This is a genomic window from Fibrivirga algicola (genome assembly GCF_011742925.1).
GTDB lineage: Bacteria > Bacteroidota > Bacteroidia > Cytophagales > Spirosomataceae > Fibrella > Fibrella algicola.
Genome location: NZ_WAEL01000011.1, coordinates 153,273 through 171,227, shown reverse-complemented (window position 1 = coordinate 171,227; position 17,955 = coordinate 153,273). Strand labels below are relative to the sequence as shown.

The window sequence follows — 17,955 nt, the reverse complement described above, 5'->3', positions numbered from 1 at the left end:
ATAGTAACCAGCATCCGGTAATCTGCCTTCATGGCTGTAGTAAACGACACGGCGTGGCTTACACTGCCAAGTCGACCGGAGGGTTGTGCCCGCTGTTACTTGGGCTCATCTACCCGTGATACCCAGTAGCGCTTGACGCGAGGTGAATCGGGGGGGAGTCAATACACAAAAAAGGGGAACCAGCTTATCGCTGATTCCCCTTCTTGGTTACTACGCTTAATGATGTATCTACAGCCGGACAGTTGCCGGTAAGTATTTTGCGATCAGGTCCTCATAGTAAGGACGAAGTTCACTAACAACGGGTGTCTTCGGGCTTTTTGAATACAGATCGTATGGATTGAACTTGTCGACCCACTTGAACATAGCCCTGTCGTGGCCGTTGAGCAGGTGATCATACGCCTTCTCTCGGTGCTGAGAATAGAACGAATGATACCGAATCATATACAGTGCTGGCTCAGGCAGGTAGTCCTTCGTAATATGATACAGGTATTCATCATGGCCCCACGACATCGTAACGTTGTCCAGGCCACACTGGTGGCTATAAATGCCGTATTTTGTGTTGAACTGCTCGTTCTGACTGTCAGGGTTATCCGCGAAGAACTCGGGATAAACGATTTTGTCCGAATGCTGGCAACCAACCGGGAACGTGTCACCTACCACGGCCCATTGCGGCTCGCCAAATAGGCACAGGACTTTACCCATATCGTGCAGGAAGCCCGTCAACACAAACCAGTCGGGATGACCATCGGCGCGAATTGCTTCGGCCGTCTGGAGCAGGTGCTGCAACTGGTCTAGCTCAATATCGGGGTCTGAATCGTCAACGAGGGTATTCAGGAATTCCATAGCTCCCCAAACCGACATTTCCTTTTTGTTGAACGCCAGGTAGTCAGCCTGTTTCTGCTTCACAAAGTCGTATGTCTGGTACCGGTGATTGAGCTTGTAGAATTCGCGGACCGAATCGCGAGCAGGAGCTTCGTAATTGCGGAATTCCTCTTTGGTTTTGTGCTCCGGCTGCGTCCCGGCCGGATCTGGGTAACGGGCGATTAGGTCGTCTTCCCACTCTTCGAGTGACCCTAATGGGTTTATTTCCTGCGCAGTCAGTGTTGGTTGCTGGTTCATGTGATTCGTGCAGCTATTTCTTGGTTAAATGTAAGAATTAATTGTACACGTTCTACGCGCCCGGAAGCGTGTAGCCTGTTCTCAGATGGCAAAACGCAGACAGAGATACTGGTTTAGCCTACTTTTTTTACTGACTGCCAGGCAATCAGGTACGTCTCCGATTAAACGCCCGCCACGGGATGTGGCTGGTAGGCCGCTTCCAACTGCTCAATCTCATCCGCGGACAGGGTTATGTTGAGTGCGCCAAGGGCGTCTTCCAGGTGGCCGGGTTTACTGGCTCCAATAATCGGGGCTGTCACTACAGGCTTGGAAAATAACCAGGATAGGGCGATTTGAGTGGGCGGAATGCCTCGTGCGTCGCCCAACTTTGTCACGAGATCAGCAATGGCGAAATCATCGTCGCGCGTGTACAGTGATTTGCCAAACGCGTCGGTTTTGGCCCGTTCAGTCTCGTTCCGCTCCTTACTGCGATTGCCCGTCAGCAGACCCCGTGCCAGGGGCGACCAGGGAATAACGGCAATGTTCTGATCCTGACAGAATGGGAGCATTTCGCGTTCTTCTTCGCGGTAAACCAGGTTGTACTGCGGTTGCATTGACACAAAACGAGTCCAGCCGTGCAGATCAGCGGTATACTGCGCCTTCGCAAATTGCCAAGTAGCCATAGACGAAGCACCAATGTACAGGGCTTTGCCGGCCTTGACTACGTCGTGCAGGGCTTCCATGGTCTCCTCAATCGGTGTATTGGGATCCCAGCGGTGAATCTGGTACAGGTCTACATAATCGGTGCCCAAGCGTTTCAGGCTCGCGTCGATTGCCTGCATGATGTGCTTCCGGGAGAGACCCCGGTCATTTGGGCCGGGACCCATCGGGTTAAAGACTTTTGTGGCCAGCACAATGTCGTCGCGCTTCGCAAAATCACGTAAGGCGCGGCCCACAACTTCTTCGCTGGCACCCGCCGTATAGACGTCTGCCGTGTCGAAAAAATTGATGCCTGATTCCAGCGCTTTCTGAATAAATGGGCGGCTTTGTTCCTCGTTTAGTGCCCATGGCCAACGGTCTGTTGGTGTACCGTAGGTCATGCAACCCAGACAAAGTTTAGACACCACGAGGCCGGTATGGCCAAATCGAACGTATTCCATACTTAGTTAGTCATCTTCGTTTGAAGACGTAACCCCCCTGCTCGGGCATGGTTTATACGACTACGGTACGAATGAGCTTTTTTCTTCCGTTACTCGACTGCCCGATGACTACATGGATCTGGCGGGAGGAGCGAACATGCACTATTAATTCGACTAATGAATAGCGTGATCGACCTTGATATCCTGACCTGACCAGATCTTTTTGGCCGACCAGTCGGCGGCGGGGGATGTCCAGAACGGATCGTCGGCGGGGAGCCCGAGTGGGAGAAACGCTTCCGTACAGAGATAGAGGCTACCTGTGGAGATGTACGTTTCACCAATCGATGGCTGATGACCGCATAACCCGATTTGTAGCCAGCCTTTGGCGTCGAACGTACCTGGCGCGTCCATAGTGCGGTGAATGACGGCCGTCAGAGCACTACGTACCTGACCGGCCGCTAGCTCGGGTGGGAGTTGCTTGTGCAGCGCTACCTGAGCCAGCAACTGAAACGCACCGCACCGATAGGCCAGCGACCGACCAAAGGCGGCAAAGGAACCATCGGGCCCGATCAAACGCTCCTGGACGATGGCGTACCGCTGAGCGCGGGTCAATAAGGTATCTAGCAACGCTTTGTCGCCCTTTTCGGCCACCACCAGGGTCTGCACAACGTCGAGCAGCATTGGCTGAATGACATAACTGTTGTAGTAATCCCAGTGGAAATCAGGACCATCGCCGTAGACGCCGTCTCCTTTATACCAGCTTTGATGCTGTTTAATGGCATAATCCATCCGCATTTCATCGCCCTCTCCGGTGAATTTGAGCAGGGCTGCTTCAATCATAGCGCTGAACAAGAGCCAGTTACTATAGCCTGGCTTAATGACCCGGCTCGATTTCAGCGCGTTAATCAGTCGGGCCTGGGTCTCTTTATCCAGTTTCTCCCACAGTTGCGTGGGCGCACGTAACAGACCATGCGCTAAGAAGGCAGCATCTACCAGGGGCTGGCCGCCCCGGTTGAAATTCAGGTAATCAGGCGACTGTGGGTTTACGCCGTTGGCAATGGCTTGCCGGGCCAACTCCGCATATTTCTGTTGCCGGACTTTCTCAGCCTCTGCTGCCGGGTGTTCCAGCCAGGGGGCAAGCCCCGCCAGTGTCCGGCCCAGCGCTTCCAGATGCGACACATTCCGGCGGCCAGCCTCTTGCCCAGGTGCTGATTCAACCGGCATGGTTGCTTTCAATTGCCCTTTTGCCAGAGCGGTCAACACTGGATCCGCCACCTTTAGCAAGGTCTGTAGCCAGTACGTCCGGTCGGTATCGGCTAGTGGCAAAGCACCCAGTGAATTAGATTGCGCGGCGAGGAATGGCTGCCGGGCCTTGGCCGCGGTGACACTCAAAAAGGGAACGGTTGACAAAAAACGGGTAAAGTAGCGGCGATTCATAAAGAAGGAGCAAGGCCCGTACCTGGTAAAGAGCCTGATTAGGTAAGCAGATGAGCGGCCTAAAATAATCATGTTACGGCCGCAAATCGATTAATCAGGGCAGTGTTCCGTTTCTGAACAGTTCGTTAAAGACGGTACGAATCAACTAGTCGGGAATGGCAAGCGTTTGGTTTTCAGCAGGTTGGCTTGCGAGCGCCTGGTTTTTGGCGGATGCCTCTTTTGCCCGTTGCTCGACCAGTAGATGGATGCGATAGACAAAGAAAATACAGACCACAAAGGCCAGCGAAACAACGTACCCCAGTATATCGTAATTGGCAAGCGGGCTGTTTCGATCTGCTTGGGTAACGATTAAGCCGGCCGTGATTGAGGCTAGACCACCTGCCAGCTGCTGCAGCGATGCCGTAATACTCATGTATGCGCCCCGGTCTTTCATGTCGGGCAGATTGGTGCTTAGGATATTGGCGGGAATCATTCGGCTCATGATGCCCATAAACATGATGACGTTGATCACCACCACCTGCCAGAGCGGCACAGGGGGCAGGTTGGTGTAAAGTAGTACCATCACTATCGCCAGAATTGAGCCACCGCTGAAGAGCCTAAATTTATTGACCCGATCACTTAACCGACCAATGACCGGCATTACGACGATAGATGACAGACCGGTAAACATGAAAACGAGCGGCAACTGCGCTTGCGTCAATCGGATGTTATTGATCAGGTAAGCGCTGCCGAATGGCATAAGCATGAACCCGCCGACCGACAGGAAAGCAATGGCCAGAAAGCCGGTCTGGTAAGCTTTATTGGCTAGCGTATTCAACAGATGCCGGAAGGGATTGGCAGTTGATTGCAACGCCAGGTGTTGGGTCACCGGCTTCATCCGCAGCAATATGGCCAGACCAATCAGGGTAGCCAGTAATACGATCAGTAGAAAGACGGCGTGCCAGCCCCAGAGGTTAGCGATGTACAGCCCGAAAGGGATACCCAATACCTGGCTGGCGGCGAAGGCCATTTGAACAATTCCCATGACCCGTCCCCGTTGGTTGACCGCGAAAAGATCAGCAATGATTGCCATACCTACTGACCCGATTACGCCGCCAAACAGACCGGTGATGATCCGCGCAGCCAGCAACATCTCGAAGCTGTTGGCCAGGCCGCAGAACAACGTACCTGCAATAAATCCGGTATAGAAGAACAGCAGTAGCTTTTTTCGATCGTAATTATCGGCAAAGCCAGCCGCCAGAATCCCCGAAGCGCCCGCGCTGAATGCATAAGAGGAGACGACCAGCCCGAAGCCAGAGGGGGGCATATTCATCGTTTTCATCAACATGTCGCCTAATGGTGACAGAACCATGAAATCGAGAATGACGGTAAATTGCAGAAGCGCCAGTAGAGCGATCAAAAATTTCTGATAAGTAGTAAAAGCGGGTATCGGGTGTGGTTGCATAATCATTGGCTGACCAGCGGCCCCAAAGCTGCGGTGCATGGCTGATCTGCGTGAAGCCCGGCTCACTAACCTGGCTGACAACTACTCAACAGGCTATTTACAGGGAATACAGGGTTTTGGCTCTAATATACAAGTTGTCGAAACGGGGCAATGGGCTAATGCAGGAATTAATTTAAGTATAATCCCGGAGGATTCCTGGCCGAACAGACTGGTACAGTGTTCGGTAGGTTTGGCCGATCTGTGTAAAATTGCCGGTAAACGCAGGCAGATTAGAGTAAGTAGGCTACTAAAAGCTACTTCTACAGCACAAATTCTCTGAAGCGTATGACGATCTATAAAGTACTGATTTGGCTGGCAGTTGTATGCCTGTTTTGTGCGCTTTATGCTGCCTCAATGGGAGCGCTTGCTCAGGCAGGTCCCTTCCTGATCACGTTTTTTCTGGCGCTGGCCGTCGGCTTCAGAGGCTACGAAAAGTTGGCTGGCTTTTCGTACACCGTAGTCATTTTCGCCTCGTTAACTACTGCCCTTTACTATCCAGCGCTGTTTGTGGAGGTTAACGGCTATAAGCTTTCCGGCCTGATCACGCCGTTGATTCAGCTGATCATGTTCGGCATGGGTACGTCGATGAGTGCGCGCGATTTTCTGGGCGTCGTGAAAATGCCTAAAGGCGTACTGATTGGCGTCTTAAGCCACTTCATTATCATGCCATTGCTAGGTTTTACACTGGCCAACATCAGCGACTTTGAGCCTGAAATTGCCGCCGGGATCGTGCTCATCGGTTGCTCTCCAAACGGTATGGCTTCCAACGTTATTTCGTATCTCGCCAAGGCTAATCTAGCTCTGTCGATCACTATAACGGCCATATCTACCACAATCTCTCCGTTTGTTACGCCATTGCTAATGAAGGCATTAGCTGGCGCATTCGTCGACATCGACATGACGCATATGATGTGGGATATCATCAGGATGGTCATCCTGCCAATTGGGGCCGGGCTTCTGTTCAATCGGTTTTTGAGCGGTAAAGCGGCGTGGCTCGACGCCGCCATGCCACTGGTGTCTATGGCTGGCATTGCCTTTATTATCGTGGTCATCACGGCCGCTGGCCGGGCAAGTCTGCTTACGATCGGACCCGCTTTAATTGGTCTTGTGCTGGTACATAACCTCTGCGGGTATATGCTCGGCTACTGGTCGGCACGGCTGTTCCGTATGTCTGAACGCGACTGCCGAACGATCGCCATCGAGGTAGGGATGCAGAATGGCGGACTGGCGTCGGGCATTGCTAAGGAGATGGGTAAAATGGCTACCGTTGGGCTGGCGCCCGCCATATTTGGTCCGGTTATGAATATCACCGGCTCTATGTTGGCTTCGTGGTGGCATCGAAAACCAATACCTGAGGCAGGTAACAGGCAGGCAGTGGTAGCAACCACTACGTAGCCGGATACGTTGCAGCGTATAGCTGACCTACGCTGTGCGGACAACCAGGTTGGCAGGTGGCTGCCAGGCACCGTTTCGCCACTCAAATTCAAACACTTCGGGGGCGATTCCCCACATCGACCATTTTCCGGCATTGATGGAGTCGCCGGTCTTTTGGCGGTATTGCAGAGCAGAAATCGGGGTGGTTAGGGCTCTCTGATGATCGGTGCCGGTAGTGGGTAAACTGGCAAGCGCATTTCTGTAGGCTTCCTGACTGATAATGTATTCGGTATGCGCGTCTTGACGTGCCATGCTGCTATGTTGTTTTTGTACGTTAACCGGCTGGTGAGCAAGAGTGTTGTTGAATGGCTCAGTTAACCTGTTCAATTGCCTGATATAAAGTTCGCCCTGAACGGTCCACAACAAGGTGAGTACCGTTCAGGGCGAACAACTAACTGGTTAATCAGAGGCTACTTACCGAAGGCGAACAACGCTGATCGGTGTGCAGACCTTGGTTGGGCAGGTTGGGCAATCGGTTGGGGCCGTTACGGGCAGCGTAATGGCGCAGCCACTCACCGCATCCCGAATGATCACTGAGAAGTTTCCGGTGTTTCCGTCGATGGTGCGGTTGCTTCCGTAAGCGAATGGACCAATCTCAGCTGAATTGCCTACCGTAACAAAGTACGATGTGCTGCTACCGAGCGTAGACGGGTTGATGTTGAAGCTGTACGTAGCGGTACCTGGTGCTCCACAGATAGCCACGATGGGCGCCTGAACAGGTGGCTGGTTCACAATAACCGTGAAGCTGGCTACATCTGAACAGCCACCGGCGGTTGTAGCCGTGACCGTATAGACAGTCGTAACACTGGGACTAACGTTGATTGAACTACCCGCAGTGCCGTTGCTCCACGAATAAGTCGTGCCAGCTACTACGTTACCGATCGATAGGGCTGTACTCGTGCCGGCGCAAATAGCCGACAGACTAGCCACAATTACAGGTGTTGGCCGTGGGTCAACGACAACGATCAATGGACAGCAGTTTCCGGATGCACAACCCGTTTGGCCCAGCGCTGTGAAGCTGTAGCTGCCCGCCAGCGAAGTTGAGAATGTAGCTGTAGTGGCTACAGAAGTAGTTACGTCGTTTACTGTTCTGAACCACTCAATACCGGCGGTGTAGGTGCCGGGGGCCGATATCTGAAGCCGCTCTCCTTCGCACAGGCGAATCGGTACACTAACGCAGGCACTGGCAATGTCATCTTCAGCCGTGTTCCCGTTACCCGGTGTTGAGTTCGGATCGGTCTCAAAACTACGAATTACCTCCGCGGTATTTGAATTGACGCCTTCGCCATTCACACGTACGGTCACGTTCAGCGTAACAGATGTAGTTGGACCGGCAAGTGCACTACCGATGGTCCAGCGACCGGTAGCCGGGTCATAAACGGTCCCCGGTGATGCGGTATGCGACAGGTACGTCAGGCCAGGAGCCAGGGTGTCTAATACGACCACGCCGGTAGCATTGAATTGGGCTGTCCGGGAAACAGTTACGGTGAATGTGGTTGAACTGCCAATAGTAGCGGTCGCGCTGCTCGACGATTTTGTTACAGACAAGTTGGCGATGTTTTGATCACAGCCGTTGGGCGTGCCGTCGCCATCTGTATCGAGCAGGTCACTTCCCGTTGCGCAACGATCCATGCAGTTGGCAACGCCATCATTGTCGCTATCGGCTACTACGTAAGCATGATACACCCGCAGATCAACAGCTACGCTAACGCCCGATATAGAAATACGAATGGCATTGAAAGGTTGCGTGGCTTTGAAGCCCACCTGAAACGGTGCCGTGCTGCTTCCCAATACACCAGCGGTTATGAGTGAGGAGCCACTAAACGTTTGTACAGGCGTGTTGTTTAAGTACGTCTGTACCGTCAGGCCGCCCAGTACGTTCAGGTCAATCAGCCCGTTTCCGTTGGCGATAACGAAGCCTGCTTCATACGAACCTGTTGAATACGTTGTTGCTGAACGTACCTGAATATACTGCGTACAGGCCAAACCAACCAGAGTACTGATTGTCGCGTAGTTGGTCGTTGAATCAGCATCGCTGAGATTGGCCAGGCCAGATATGCCGCCACCAATGCAAACGCCGCTGGATACGCCACTGGTTACGCTTACTGATTCGCCATTGGTTAGCAGCGCGTTGACACAGCTCTGGCGGCAGTTGGCCGGACCTTCAAACGCGTTATAGACATCTACGGCACTGCCAGCGGTGACGGCACCTGTATACACCAGCTCTACCTCATCAAAATCCTGCGTTGTGACAAAACTTAGTACTTGCTTACCGTCGCCACCCCCATTGAGCACGCTTGCTTTCAGGGTACCCGAACCACTCGAAAAGGTAGCCGTTTCAATGGGATTGTTGTTGCCCGTCCGGTAGGTTCTGATCGAAAACTGGTTAAGCAATGTCGCATTCAGAAGACCCAGTAGCCCATTCTGCCGGGGTCTGATTACGAAGCCAACTTCGTTGCCACCAGGGTAGTACTGTAATGAATCTTTGACTGAAATTCGATAGCCACCCAGCGCTGATACGCCCAGATCAATGGTCGTGAAATTGCTAAGATCGCCGTCTGTAACTGCAGTTGCGCTGCTGCTGCCCGAGCAGGCAACGCAGATGCCTGAGGTACGGGCACTGTTTACGTAGGGGCCACGGCCTGCTCCGGAAATCGGGTCCATACAGACCTGATTATTTTCGATTGTTTGCGGAGTCGTTTGTCCAAACACCGTGGACATACCGATGAGCAACGCAACCAGCGCGCTGGCTACGTTGGGTAGAATGTTTTTCATAAGAAAAGTTGGATTTTGAGTCTTTACTCAAGTCAGAAATGTCTCTGTAATGGCGGTAAAGCGTACTGCTTCGTTGAGTTAGCGCATAGCAATGCCCGTGAAGCTAATTTTAGGCTTCAAAAGGCACTTAAATCAGGGAAATGGTAGTGGCTAGTTTGGGCGTTAACGCTACGCCTGGATTAGAGGGAGATAGTGTGTTTGCATAGGTCGCCTGTACGTTTGAAAATAAATACTTTATATGATCATATCTTTTGTCTACGCAATTAGTATACCAACTGTAGTATCGCATAAGAAAATTCGTGAATTATAGATGCTAAGTAGGCTTAAACGTAGGTTAAATTAACTTACTGAGTGAATTTCAGCCAACTAAAAACTTTTCACACCGTTATGTGATGAGTTAAGATCGGCAGTGAAGGGTGCAACTTGTACAAATGAACAACTGACCGTTATAGCCAGAACTTATGGATAAGTGGCTGTAACGGCCGTTTGAAGGAACCTAGCCGCTTTCGACTGGGCCTCATGGAGGGGTAGGTGGGGGGGCGAAATAGCGATAGCTTGTTGCAGACCCAATTGCTGAATCTGCGCTGGAGTCAGGTCTAGCTGGCCACAAAAGGCAACGACCGGTTTTTGCTGCGCCCGCCCCAACTCGGCAATGCCCCGTATGGCTTTGCCGTGCACTGTTTGGCTATCCAGCTTTCCTTCGCCAGTGATAATCAAATCCGCTTTAGCAACAGCTTCGGCCAAATGGGTATACTGCGCTACCAAAGCAAAACCAGGTTCTAAGTGGGCTTTCAGGAAGACACGTGCGCCAAACCCCACGCCACCGGCGGCTCCACTACCGGGTTCATCGGCTACCGTCAAATCCCACGTTTGCTCAACCAGGGCAGCAATACGCCGTAACCCATCATCGAGCTTACGCACGTCAGCTTCAGTGGCTCCTTTCTGGGGAGCATATACAAAAGCAGCTCCCACAGGGCCATATAGCGGGTTAGTTACGTCGCAGGCAACCCGGATACGTACCTGACGAATGGCCGGGTGAACAGCCGTGTCATCAATGCGGGCAATCCGGATCAGGTTGGCGCCAATCGGGAAAACGGGTTGCTCCCGGGCATCGAAGAACTGGTAGCCCAGGGCCGCTGCGAGGCCAATTCCCGCGTCGTTGGTTGCGCTACCCCCGATGCACAAGACCAACTCGGTGATCCCGCTGCCAAGCGCGTCCTGAATTAGTGTTCCGCTGCCAAATGTGCTTGTATAGAGCGGGTTACGGTCCCCTTGAGTCAGTAAATGTAGGCCAGACGCCTCGGCCAGTTCAATAAATGCCGTTTGTCTATCACCCGATACCCCGTAACGGGCCGTGATTGGCCGACCCAGCGGGTCTGCAACTGCACAGTACTTGAACGTACCCAGCGTAGCTTCGGTCAGGAGGGCAGCAGTTCCTTCACCGCCATCGGCAATGGGCTGAACTGCAACCGTCCAGCCGGGGTGCGTGGCCAGCAAGCCAGCTTTGATTGCTTCTGCTGCTTGCTGAGCCGTTAATGAGCCTTTGAATTTGTCTGGAACAACGAGTACATGCATACGAAATGAGGGATCGGCCTATACCCGTTTAACCTGCTTTCGCGGCTATTGGGCCGGGGCTGACGTCGGTATTTTAGGAATAGGCCGTCCAAAATTCGGGCTACCGTCGGCGTTCCAGCTAAACTGCTGAATGTGAGGTGCCCGTTTGTTGCCGCAGCCATCGGTGGCCGACGGATTTGCGTGATAGATCATCCAGTTCTGTCCTTTGCCGTCTGTGAAAAAGCCGCCGTGGCCGGGCGCGTAAACACCGTTTTCGGCCGCCTCGGTAAACACGGGCTGCGGTGATTTTATCCAGTTAGCAGGGTTCAGTAAATTACCTTTGCCGCGATAGGTCAGTAGCCCGAGGCAATAGTCGAGCCAGCAGGCGTTGGCCGAGTAAGCGATAAACAGCCGTCCGTCATGTTGCAGGGCTTCAGGCCCTTCATTGACAAAAATTTGGGGCACTTCGCCATTTTTCTGCCAGGCCGCAGGTACGTCGCCATGCTTTTCCCACTCAAACTGAGGCGACGAAATCTTGGCTCTGCGCCCCTTTTTAAGTGTCCAGGGATTGGTCATCTCACTGATGAAAATATCCTGCTGGCCGTTCTTTCGGCCATCCCATCCGGACCAGATAGCATACCGCTTTCCGCGAAAATCAAACACCGACATATCAATGGCCCAATGATCGTCACGATCCCCGATTTTGCCGCGTACGACCCATTCACCTGTAAACGGATCGGCGGCGGCATTCTCGATTACCCAGACTCGGTGACTGAAATTTGTGGCTGAGTCAGCTGAAAAATATACGTACCACTTATTATCAAAGAAGTGGATCTCAGGCGCCCACAGTTCTTTCGAATACCCGGTTTTTGCGGGCGGGTTAAAAATGACCTTCCGTTCGGCGGTTGCCAATTCAGCCAGATTTTTAGTTCGCCAAAGCGTCAGGTTGCCGCCCGTAGTGTTCATGTAGTAATACATCCCGTCTTTTTGCAGTACCCACGGGTCTGGCCCTGACTGTTTAATTGGGTTGGTGAACGTGGCTACCTGTCCGTGAACAGCAGAGATGGTCAGGCACAAGATGAGAAAGCAGAACAAACTCTTTTTCATAAACAATAGATTGGAGACGAGTTAATCAGGTATAGGGAATCTTCAATAGGGCAAAGGCAGAAAACACGAAAAATAGGCCCACATCGCTTCTCAATCCAGAGCAAGAATAGGCCGACAGTTCGTAATATGCATTAACTTGCAAGGCAAGCCGCCTGCTGGTTTGCTTTACCCATATTGGTATGAAATACATTTCCTGCCTGTTTGTACTCATCTTTGGTTGCACATCCCTGGAGACAAAAACAACGGCACAGCCCGACGCACCGCTTCCCAAAGTGCGTGTTACCGGAACGCTGTTTGCTACATTGGGTCTCGATACCTTGGGGTTAAATCAGTCTGTGTTCGATCTGGCATTGCGCGGCATGAAGCTGGTGCCTAAGAAAAAGCCATACCTACTCATTGCGGATATGACACAGCCGTCGTCGGCCAAGCGATTGTATGTGCTCGATCTGGAAAAAAAGGAGGTACTGCTACGTACCTATGTGGCCCACGGGCGTAACTCGGGCGGCCTAATGGCTACGCAGTTTTCGAACGCAACCAACTCTAACCAGACCAGCCTCGGATTTTATCGCGTCATGGGCCGTTACCACGGTAAACACGGGCTGTCGCTTAAGCTGAAAGGGCTTGAGAAAGGATTTAACGACAATGTCTTTGCCCGAAATATTGTGTTGCATGGCGCGGACTACGTGAGCGAAGATACCGTTCGCGTGAGAGGACAACTTGGTCATAGTGAAGGGTGTCCGGCTATTCCTAATGCCATCACGAAGCTCATTTTAGGTAAGGTGGAAGGGGGTGCCTGCCTGTTCGTGTACTATCCCGATCCGACGTACCTGGCGGCGTCTTCGTTTGTCAATGCCCCGGTAACGAACTAGTCCGTGCCGCCGGCCAGTGGGCGAAACCGGATTGGGTATAGGCTGAAAATGGTATTAAAAACGGGCCGAGTTGGGCTTACTAGTGAATTAAACTAGTAGACTATTCGTTTTATGAAGACCGTTATATACGTAACCCCGCGACTGCATGAAACAAGCATTGATCACAGTTTTCTCGTTGCTCTGTCTGTCAATGACAGGATCTGAACCAGTTGTGCTATCTGCCGAAACTCACCGCAACACCGCGCCTGTAAGCCTACCACCTGCTCCATCTGCTTTCCAGCTGTTATACGATGATCTGAACCTGGCCGGGTCCGGGCTGAGTCGAGAGGCGTATACGATTGCCTTGCGGGGTATGCAGCAAATTGTGGGCGCAAAGCCCTTGCTGTCGATTGTCGACATGAGCCAGCCGTCGACTAAAAAACGGTTGTATGTGATTGATCTGGTTAAGCGTAAGCTTCTGTTCAATACCTATGTGGCGCATGGCCGAAACTCAGGGGAGTTACTACCCCGACGGTTTTCAAATACCAATTCTTCGTTTCAATCGAGCCTTGGCTTTTATAAAACCCTGGGTCTTTATCAAGGCAAACATGGCCTGTCAATGCAACTACAGGGACTGGAGAAAGGCATAAACGATAATGCCTTCTCACGCGCTATCGTAATGCACGGTGCCGACTACGTATGCGAAGATTTTATCCGTCGTACGGGTCGGTTAGGTCGTAGCCAGGGATGCCCCGCCGTGTCGACGGCTGAATGCTCGCCCATTGTACGTACTATATCGGGCGGTTCATGCCTCTTCATCTATTATCCCGACGAAACGTACCTGAAAAGGTCGGCCTTGCTGAGGCAGTCGTAAGACGCAGGTAGACCGATTTATAAACCATAAAAAAAGGGGATCGCTTGGCTAAGCGATCCCCTTTTTTATAACTGGGCAGCAGGGCTAACGCATAGTCATCGCTGACTGATTTGCATAGACATCTTTATAGTACACCAACTGGCCTTGCTCGTTCACGTCGGCGAGGTTGTAAGTCACAAAAACCGGGTAAGGTGCCGGTAGTTTAAACGACGACGGTGTCTGATCAGTGAGGCACCGATTGTAGAAACCCTGGTCGAATTTAGGCGAACCCAGTACCAGGTTAGCCAGCTCTACTGGTTTCTCTACCCGGACGCAGCCATGACTACGCCAGTGGTCGGTCGTCTGGTCAAACAGTTCGCGGGCGTTGGTATCGTGCAGGTAGATTGCGGGCGGCCCGTTGAGAACGAATTTGATCAACCCCAGCGAATTGTTGCACCCCGATCGTTGCCGAAACCGATACGGAAAATTCGATGCTGATACGTTCGCCCAGTCAATTGATTCAGGATCTACAGGTTTATCGCGTGCATCAAGCACATCCATGTTCTGGCTGTCCAGGAAGCTTAGATTTGCCTGTACTTTAGGCAGGATCTCCTTCAGACCGATGCCCTCAGGTACGTTCCAGTACGGGTAGGCAACGATCTCGGTCAGGTAACAGTTGAAACGGGGCGTGGCTTTAGCTGCCTTACCAACGATAACGTCCATTGGTAATTCGCGCTTACCTGTTTTATCAAACACGGCCAGACGCGCTGCCGGAATATTGACCACGATGAACTTCTCGGTTTCGAAGCGGTTCAAATACCGATAAAAGTTGAGCGTCTCCTTTATTTGCTTAAGCTGCGTTGGCGAGGCAGTTGCCTTCACCTCGTTGTACTTGGCGAGCAGCGAGCGGTAAGGGGCAAACGGTGGTGTTGCACTAGCCAGAGCCGCCGATGGATCTTTAGCCCTCACAATGCCCCCTACTACCGATGTATCGACCTTCTCGGTTAGCTTCGTAAAAGACTGGTCGGCAGGCTTATGGCCATACTGGATTTCAGTCACCAGTTTTTCAAGGGTAGCCTGTGCCTGGATGATGTTTGTCTGCGGCGCAGCGATGGCGAATTCTGTCGTATCGATTCCCACCGAATCGGCGAAGTGGCGCGTTACCTGAAGTTGCCGGGCAACGTCGTTTCCGGGATTCTCCTTTTTACAACCCGAAAAGAAGGTTGTTAAAGTCAAGAAAGTACCGGTAGCTAGTATGAATGATGTGCGTTGAGTCATACTATATAGACGAATGATTAACCTAAAATGTTATCATTCGTTAAGCAACTGCCCAAACGCTGACCTATAGCATTTGTTCCCGTTTACGAATGGCGTACCCAAAGCAGAGGAGTGCCGACGCAATTAGGTAATGGTAAGCGTCGATGGGGTGGAGGGGGAGAATCACATGTTCAACCTTAGTGGCAAAAGCCATCAGCATCACGGCCACTACGATCCAGATTGCCCAGTGTTGCTTTCGTAATAATGCTAGCACAGCCAGCAGCATAACCAGCAGGATACCAAGTGCCGCTACTACAGGGGCAAAAACCGCTACTTCAGGGAAAAACAGGCACATGAACAGCAGGATACCAATGCCCAGCGACACGCTGAATGTTACGGGCGACGCAGTTCGGTCGAGTGCGGTGGTATACGTCGCGACCACCACAGCAACAACACCCAGACTGCCGGCGAGCAGGGTAAGCGAACTATGCAGTGGTTCCAGAAGGGAGAGACCGGCAAACGTGAAAACACCAACGAAGGCCGCCAGAGAGATGGTAAGAAAGAAGAAGCCCCAAAGTAGCCTGTTATAAAATGGAACTCGTCCGAATGCCGTGCTAAAGACCCAGACACCCGTTGCGGCCAGTACCGCGTCGGAGATCATATGCGAAAGAATCATTGCGGAAGATACCGTTTTTCGGTCTACTTTTGCGCCATTATCTGCAATATAGACGTCAACTCGCGAGGCACCGCCTACGATCCACGAACAGCATGAGCGTATTAGTAAACAAGCACTCGAAAGTGATAGTGCAGGGCTTCACAGGCTCTGAAGGGAGTTTTCACGCCCAGCAAATGATTGACTACGGCACAAACGTTGTCGGTGGTGTAACGCCTGGAAAGGGGGGACAAACTCACCTTGACAAGCCCGTTTTCAACACCGTACTGGAAGCCGTTTCAACAGCTGGAGCCGATACATCGATCATTTTTGTGCCGCCAGCTTTTGCTGCCGACGCTATCATGGAAGCTGCTGACGCAGGCATTAAAGTGATCATCTGCATCACGGAAGGCATTCCTACTGAAGATATGGTTGCCGTTAAGGCGTACCTAAAAGGCAAGGAAACCCGCCTGATCGGTCCCAACTGCCCTGGCGTAATGACCGCTGGTGAATGCAAGGTAGGTATCATGCCTGCGTTCATTTTCCAGAAAGGCAAGGTGGGTATCGTATCGAAATCAGGTACGTTGACTTATGAAGCCGTAGATCAGTTGACTAAAGCAGGCCTCGGCCAGACAACGGCAATCGGTATTGGTGGTGACCCAATTATTGGCACAACCACTAAAGAAGCCGTTGAACTGCTGATGAACGACCCCGAAACGGAAGCAATCGTTATGATTGGCGAGATTGGTGGTGGCATGGAAGCCGAAGCCGCTCGCTGGATCAAGGCCGATGGTAATCGTAAGCCTGTTGTTGGTTTCATTGCTGGCCAGACAGCGCCCAAAGGCCGTCGGATGGGCCACGCTGGTGCCATCGTTGGTGGAGCTGATGATACAGCTGCTGCCAAAATGGCCATTATGCGTGAGTGTGGCATTCACGTGGTTGAGTCGCCGGCTTTGATTGGCGAAACCATGCTGAAAGCGCTGGGCCTGTAATTACCGGCGAATCGTAGAAAATAGAGCAAGAACGAAGGAGTGAAAGAGCGAATGAGCGGCTTACGGACAAAAACACTAATTTGTTTAGGTGTCCGCATAGCCAGCCATTCCCTGTTTCACCTCTTCGTTCTTTTTGTTTTCCTGTCTGTGCCAGTCAATGCGCAAGGCCGACAAGAAGGTATTGGCCCCGCGCAGGCCTATTTCCCGGTGCACGATTTTCAGCAGGAGTTTTTAATCTACGACGAGGCTTTCAAAACCTACGTTCCCTTCATTGCTGAGCAGCACAACACCGAAAATGCACTTAGCGCCTCCGTGGACATTGAGAGTAATCGGCACTATAAGTTGTTGATTCAGAGTGAAAAGGATGGCTTTCTCTTTATCGATGCTGCGTTGCGTCGCAAGTGCCCGGCTGGTAAGTGGCTAGTACTGGATATCGACAGCCTGTACCAGTTGTACCGAAAACCCCAGCTGTTTGTTACGCTCTATGGTCCGTCGGCACTCAGTAACTGGCAACTGGTAGTTGGCTACCCCCGGGCGGCGGCAAGTCAGACCATTCGGCTAAATGACGATTTGTTGAGCGTTAGGCCCAGAAATAAATCACCATACGGTAATTTCTTTAGTGTCTGTCTACTTTTCCTGCTGGCCAGCCATGCCTTTTTGTATACCTTTTTCAGGCGTGCATTCCAGCTATTTTACAATCCGATTAATCTGCTGCGGTTAGAAGCTCCCGATGATTCGTTCATCGTTAATCGGCCGCTAAGCCGCATCTCGCTGGCGTTTACGCTGAATCTGAGTTTATTGCTCACATTTTTGTTCGTGTATATTCAGCACCTAAACGTCCCTTTATTCGGATTGAATGGCGTGCTGGCTCAATACCAAACATTCTTATGGCTAGTAGCCAGTTATGCCGTAATCAGCTTGATTGTCTTTTTGCTGCTTATAGGTAAATACTTATTGATTGCTGCCGTTGGTAGTTTATACAAGTATGAAGCGTTGGTTAACTTGCACTATTTTAAGGTCTTACAGTCATCCCTGATTTTTAGTGTATTGCTCGTTCTATTGGTCAGTGTCGTGTACCCGTATATGTCGGCAACCGATACCTCCGTGAGCTATATACTGATTCCCTTCGTTGGCTTCTATTTAGTGAGGCTAGCCTGGCTGTACGTAACCTTTGTCCAACTAATGCCGGTCAAGAATCTCTATTTATTTTCCTACCTTTGCATTGTGGAATTAATCCCGCTTGTGGTCGGTATTCGGTTTGCCGTATGACAAGTAGGCACTTTTCCTGACTGCATAACCACACCGCGTAGCCGCCGGAATGCGTAA

Annotated in this window: 15 protein-coding genes; 5 read left to right on the top strand and 10 right to left on the bottom strand. The window is 51.8% G+C overall.

Going from position 1 to position 17,955, the window contains the following annotated elements; genetic code table 11:
- Positions 1-228: 228 nt before the first annotated feature.
- The 4 genes from F7231_RS24540 to F7231_RS24525 all read right to left on the bottom strand — a co-directional run bounded on the left by F7231_RS24540 (position 229) and on the right by F7231_RS24525 (position 5,157).
- Positions 229-1,119, bottom strand: a complete 891-nt coding sequence (locus tag F7231_RS24540; RefSeq protein ID WP_166693893.1) for an inositol oxygenase family protein — start codon at positions 1,117-1,119, stop codon at positions 229-231.
- A gap of 161 nt (positions 1,120-1,280) precedes the next feature.
- On the bottom strand, positions 1,281-2,258 hold the full coding sequence (locus F7231_RS24535) for an aldo/keto reductase (protein WP_166693892.1): 978 nt from the start codon (positions 2,256-2,258) through the stop codon (positions 1,281-1,283).
- 153 nt (positions 2,259-2,411) lie between these two features.
- Complete coding sequence (locus tag F7231_RS24530) at positions 2,412-3,674, bottom strand: DUF2264 domain-containing protein (RefSeq protein ID WP_166693891.1); 1,263 nt, start codon at positions 3,672-3,674, stop codon at positions 2,412-2,414.
- Positions 3,675-3,819: 145 nt separating this feature from the next.
- A complete protein-coding gene (locus F7231_RS24525; RefSeq protein WP_229370315.1) occupies positions 3,820-5,157 on the bottom strand; it encodes an MFS transporter in 1,338 nt (445 codons plus the stop codon).
- Positions 5,158-5,442: 285 nt separating this feature from the next.
- On the opposite strand from F7231_RS24525, the gene F7231_RS24520 reads away from it, so the two are divergent.
- The gene (locus F7231_RS24520; RefSeq protein ID WP_166693890.1) at positions 5,443-6,552 is read left to right on the top strand and encodes a bile acid:sodium symporter family protein; all 1,110 of its coding nucleotides are present in this window, start codon (positions 5,443-5,445) and stop codon (positions 6,550-6,552) included.
- A 27-nt stretch (positions 6,553-6,579) separates the two neighbouring features.
- Here the strand turns inward: F7231_RS24520 and F7231_RS24515 are convergent, their stop codons facing one another.
- The 4 genes from F7231_RS24515 to F7231_RS24500 all read right to left on the bottom strand — a co-directional run bounded on the left by F7231_RS24515 (position 6,580) and on the right by F7231_RS24500 (position 12,027).
- Entirely contained in the window at positions 6,580-6,843 is a 264-nt protein-coding gene (locus F7231_RS24515; protein ID WP_166693889.1) for a hypothetical protein, read from the bottom strand.
- A 162-nt stretch (positions 6,844-7,005) separates the two neighbouring features.
- The gene (locus F7231_RS24510; protein ID WP_166693888.1) at positions 7,006-9,366 is read right to left on the bottom strand and encodes a DUF11 domain-containing protein; all 2,361 of its coding nucleotides are present in this window, start codon (positions 9,364-9,366) and stop codon (positions 7,006-7,008) included.
- A gap of 459 nt (positions 9,367-9,825) precedes the next feature.
- Complete coding sequence (locus tag F7231_RS24505; RefSeq protein WP_166693887.1) at positions 9,826-10,941, bottom strand: glycerate kinase; 1,116 nt, start codon at positions 10,939-10,941, stop codon at positions 9,826-9,828.
- 45 nt (positions 10,942-10,986) lie between these two features.
- Positions 10,987-12,027 (bottom strand): glycoside hydrolase family 43 protein, encoded by a 1,041-nt coding sequence (locus F7231_RS24500; protein ID WP_085413144.1) that lies wholly within the window; start codon positions 12,025-12,027, stop codon positions 10,987-10,989.
- Between the two features lie 179 nt (positions 12,028-12,206).
- Between F7231_RS24500 and F7231_RS24495 the strand changes: the two genes are divergently transcribed.
- On the top strand, positions 12,207-12,896 hold the full coding sequence (locus F7231_RS24495; protein ID WP_166693886.1) for a murein L,D-transpeptidase catalytic domain family protein: 690 nt from the start codon (positions 12,207-12,209) through the stop codon (positions 12,894-12,896).
- A 145-nt stretch (positions 12,897-13,041) separates the two neighbouring features.
- Positions 13,042-13,749 carry a murein L,D-transpeptidase catalytic domain family protein gene (locus tag F7231_RS24490; protein ID WP_085413146.1) on the top strand — a complete coding sequence of 236 codons (708 nt, stop codon included), beginning with the start codon at positions 13,042-13,044 and terminating at the stop codon, positions 13,747-13,749.
- A gap of 84 nt (positions 13,750-13,833) precedes the next feature.
- On the opposite strand, the gene F7231_RS24485 is transcribed toward F7231_RS24490, so the two are convergent.
- The gene (locus F7231_RS24485; RefSeq protein ID WP_229364884.1) at positions 13,834-14,964 is read right to left on the bottom strand and encodes a L,D-transpeptidase family protein; all 1,131 of its coding nucleotides are present in this window, start codon (positions 14,962-14,964) and stop codon (positions 13,834-13,836) included.
- 106 nt (positions 14,965-15,070) lie between these two features.
- A complete protein-coding gene (locus F7231_RS24480; RefSeq protein ID WP_166693885.1) occupies positions 15,071-15,661 on the bottom strand; it encodes a DUF6962 family protein in 591 nt (196 codons plus the stop codon).
- 92 nt (positions 15,662-15,753) lie between these two features.
- Between F7231_RS24480 and sucD the strand changes: the two genes are divergently transcribed.
- Together sucD and F7231_RS24470 are read left to right on the top strand one after the other, a co-directional pair.
- Complete coding sequence (sucD, locus tag F7231_RS24475; RefSeq protein ID WP_085413149.1) at positions 15,754-16,629, top strand: succinate--CoA ligase subunit alpha; 876 nt, start codon at positions 15,754-15,756, stop codon at positions 16,627-16,629.
- 147 nt (positions 16,630-16,776) lie between these two features.
- On the top strand, positions 16,777-17,898 hold the full coding sequence (locus F7231_RS24470) for a DUF4271 domain-containing protein (RefSeq protein ID WP_310589387.1): 1,122 nt from the start codon (positions 16,777-16,779) through the stop codon (positions 17,896-17,898).
- Positions 17,899-17,955: the final 57 nt, after the last annotated feature.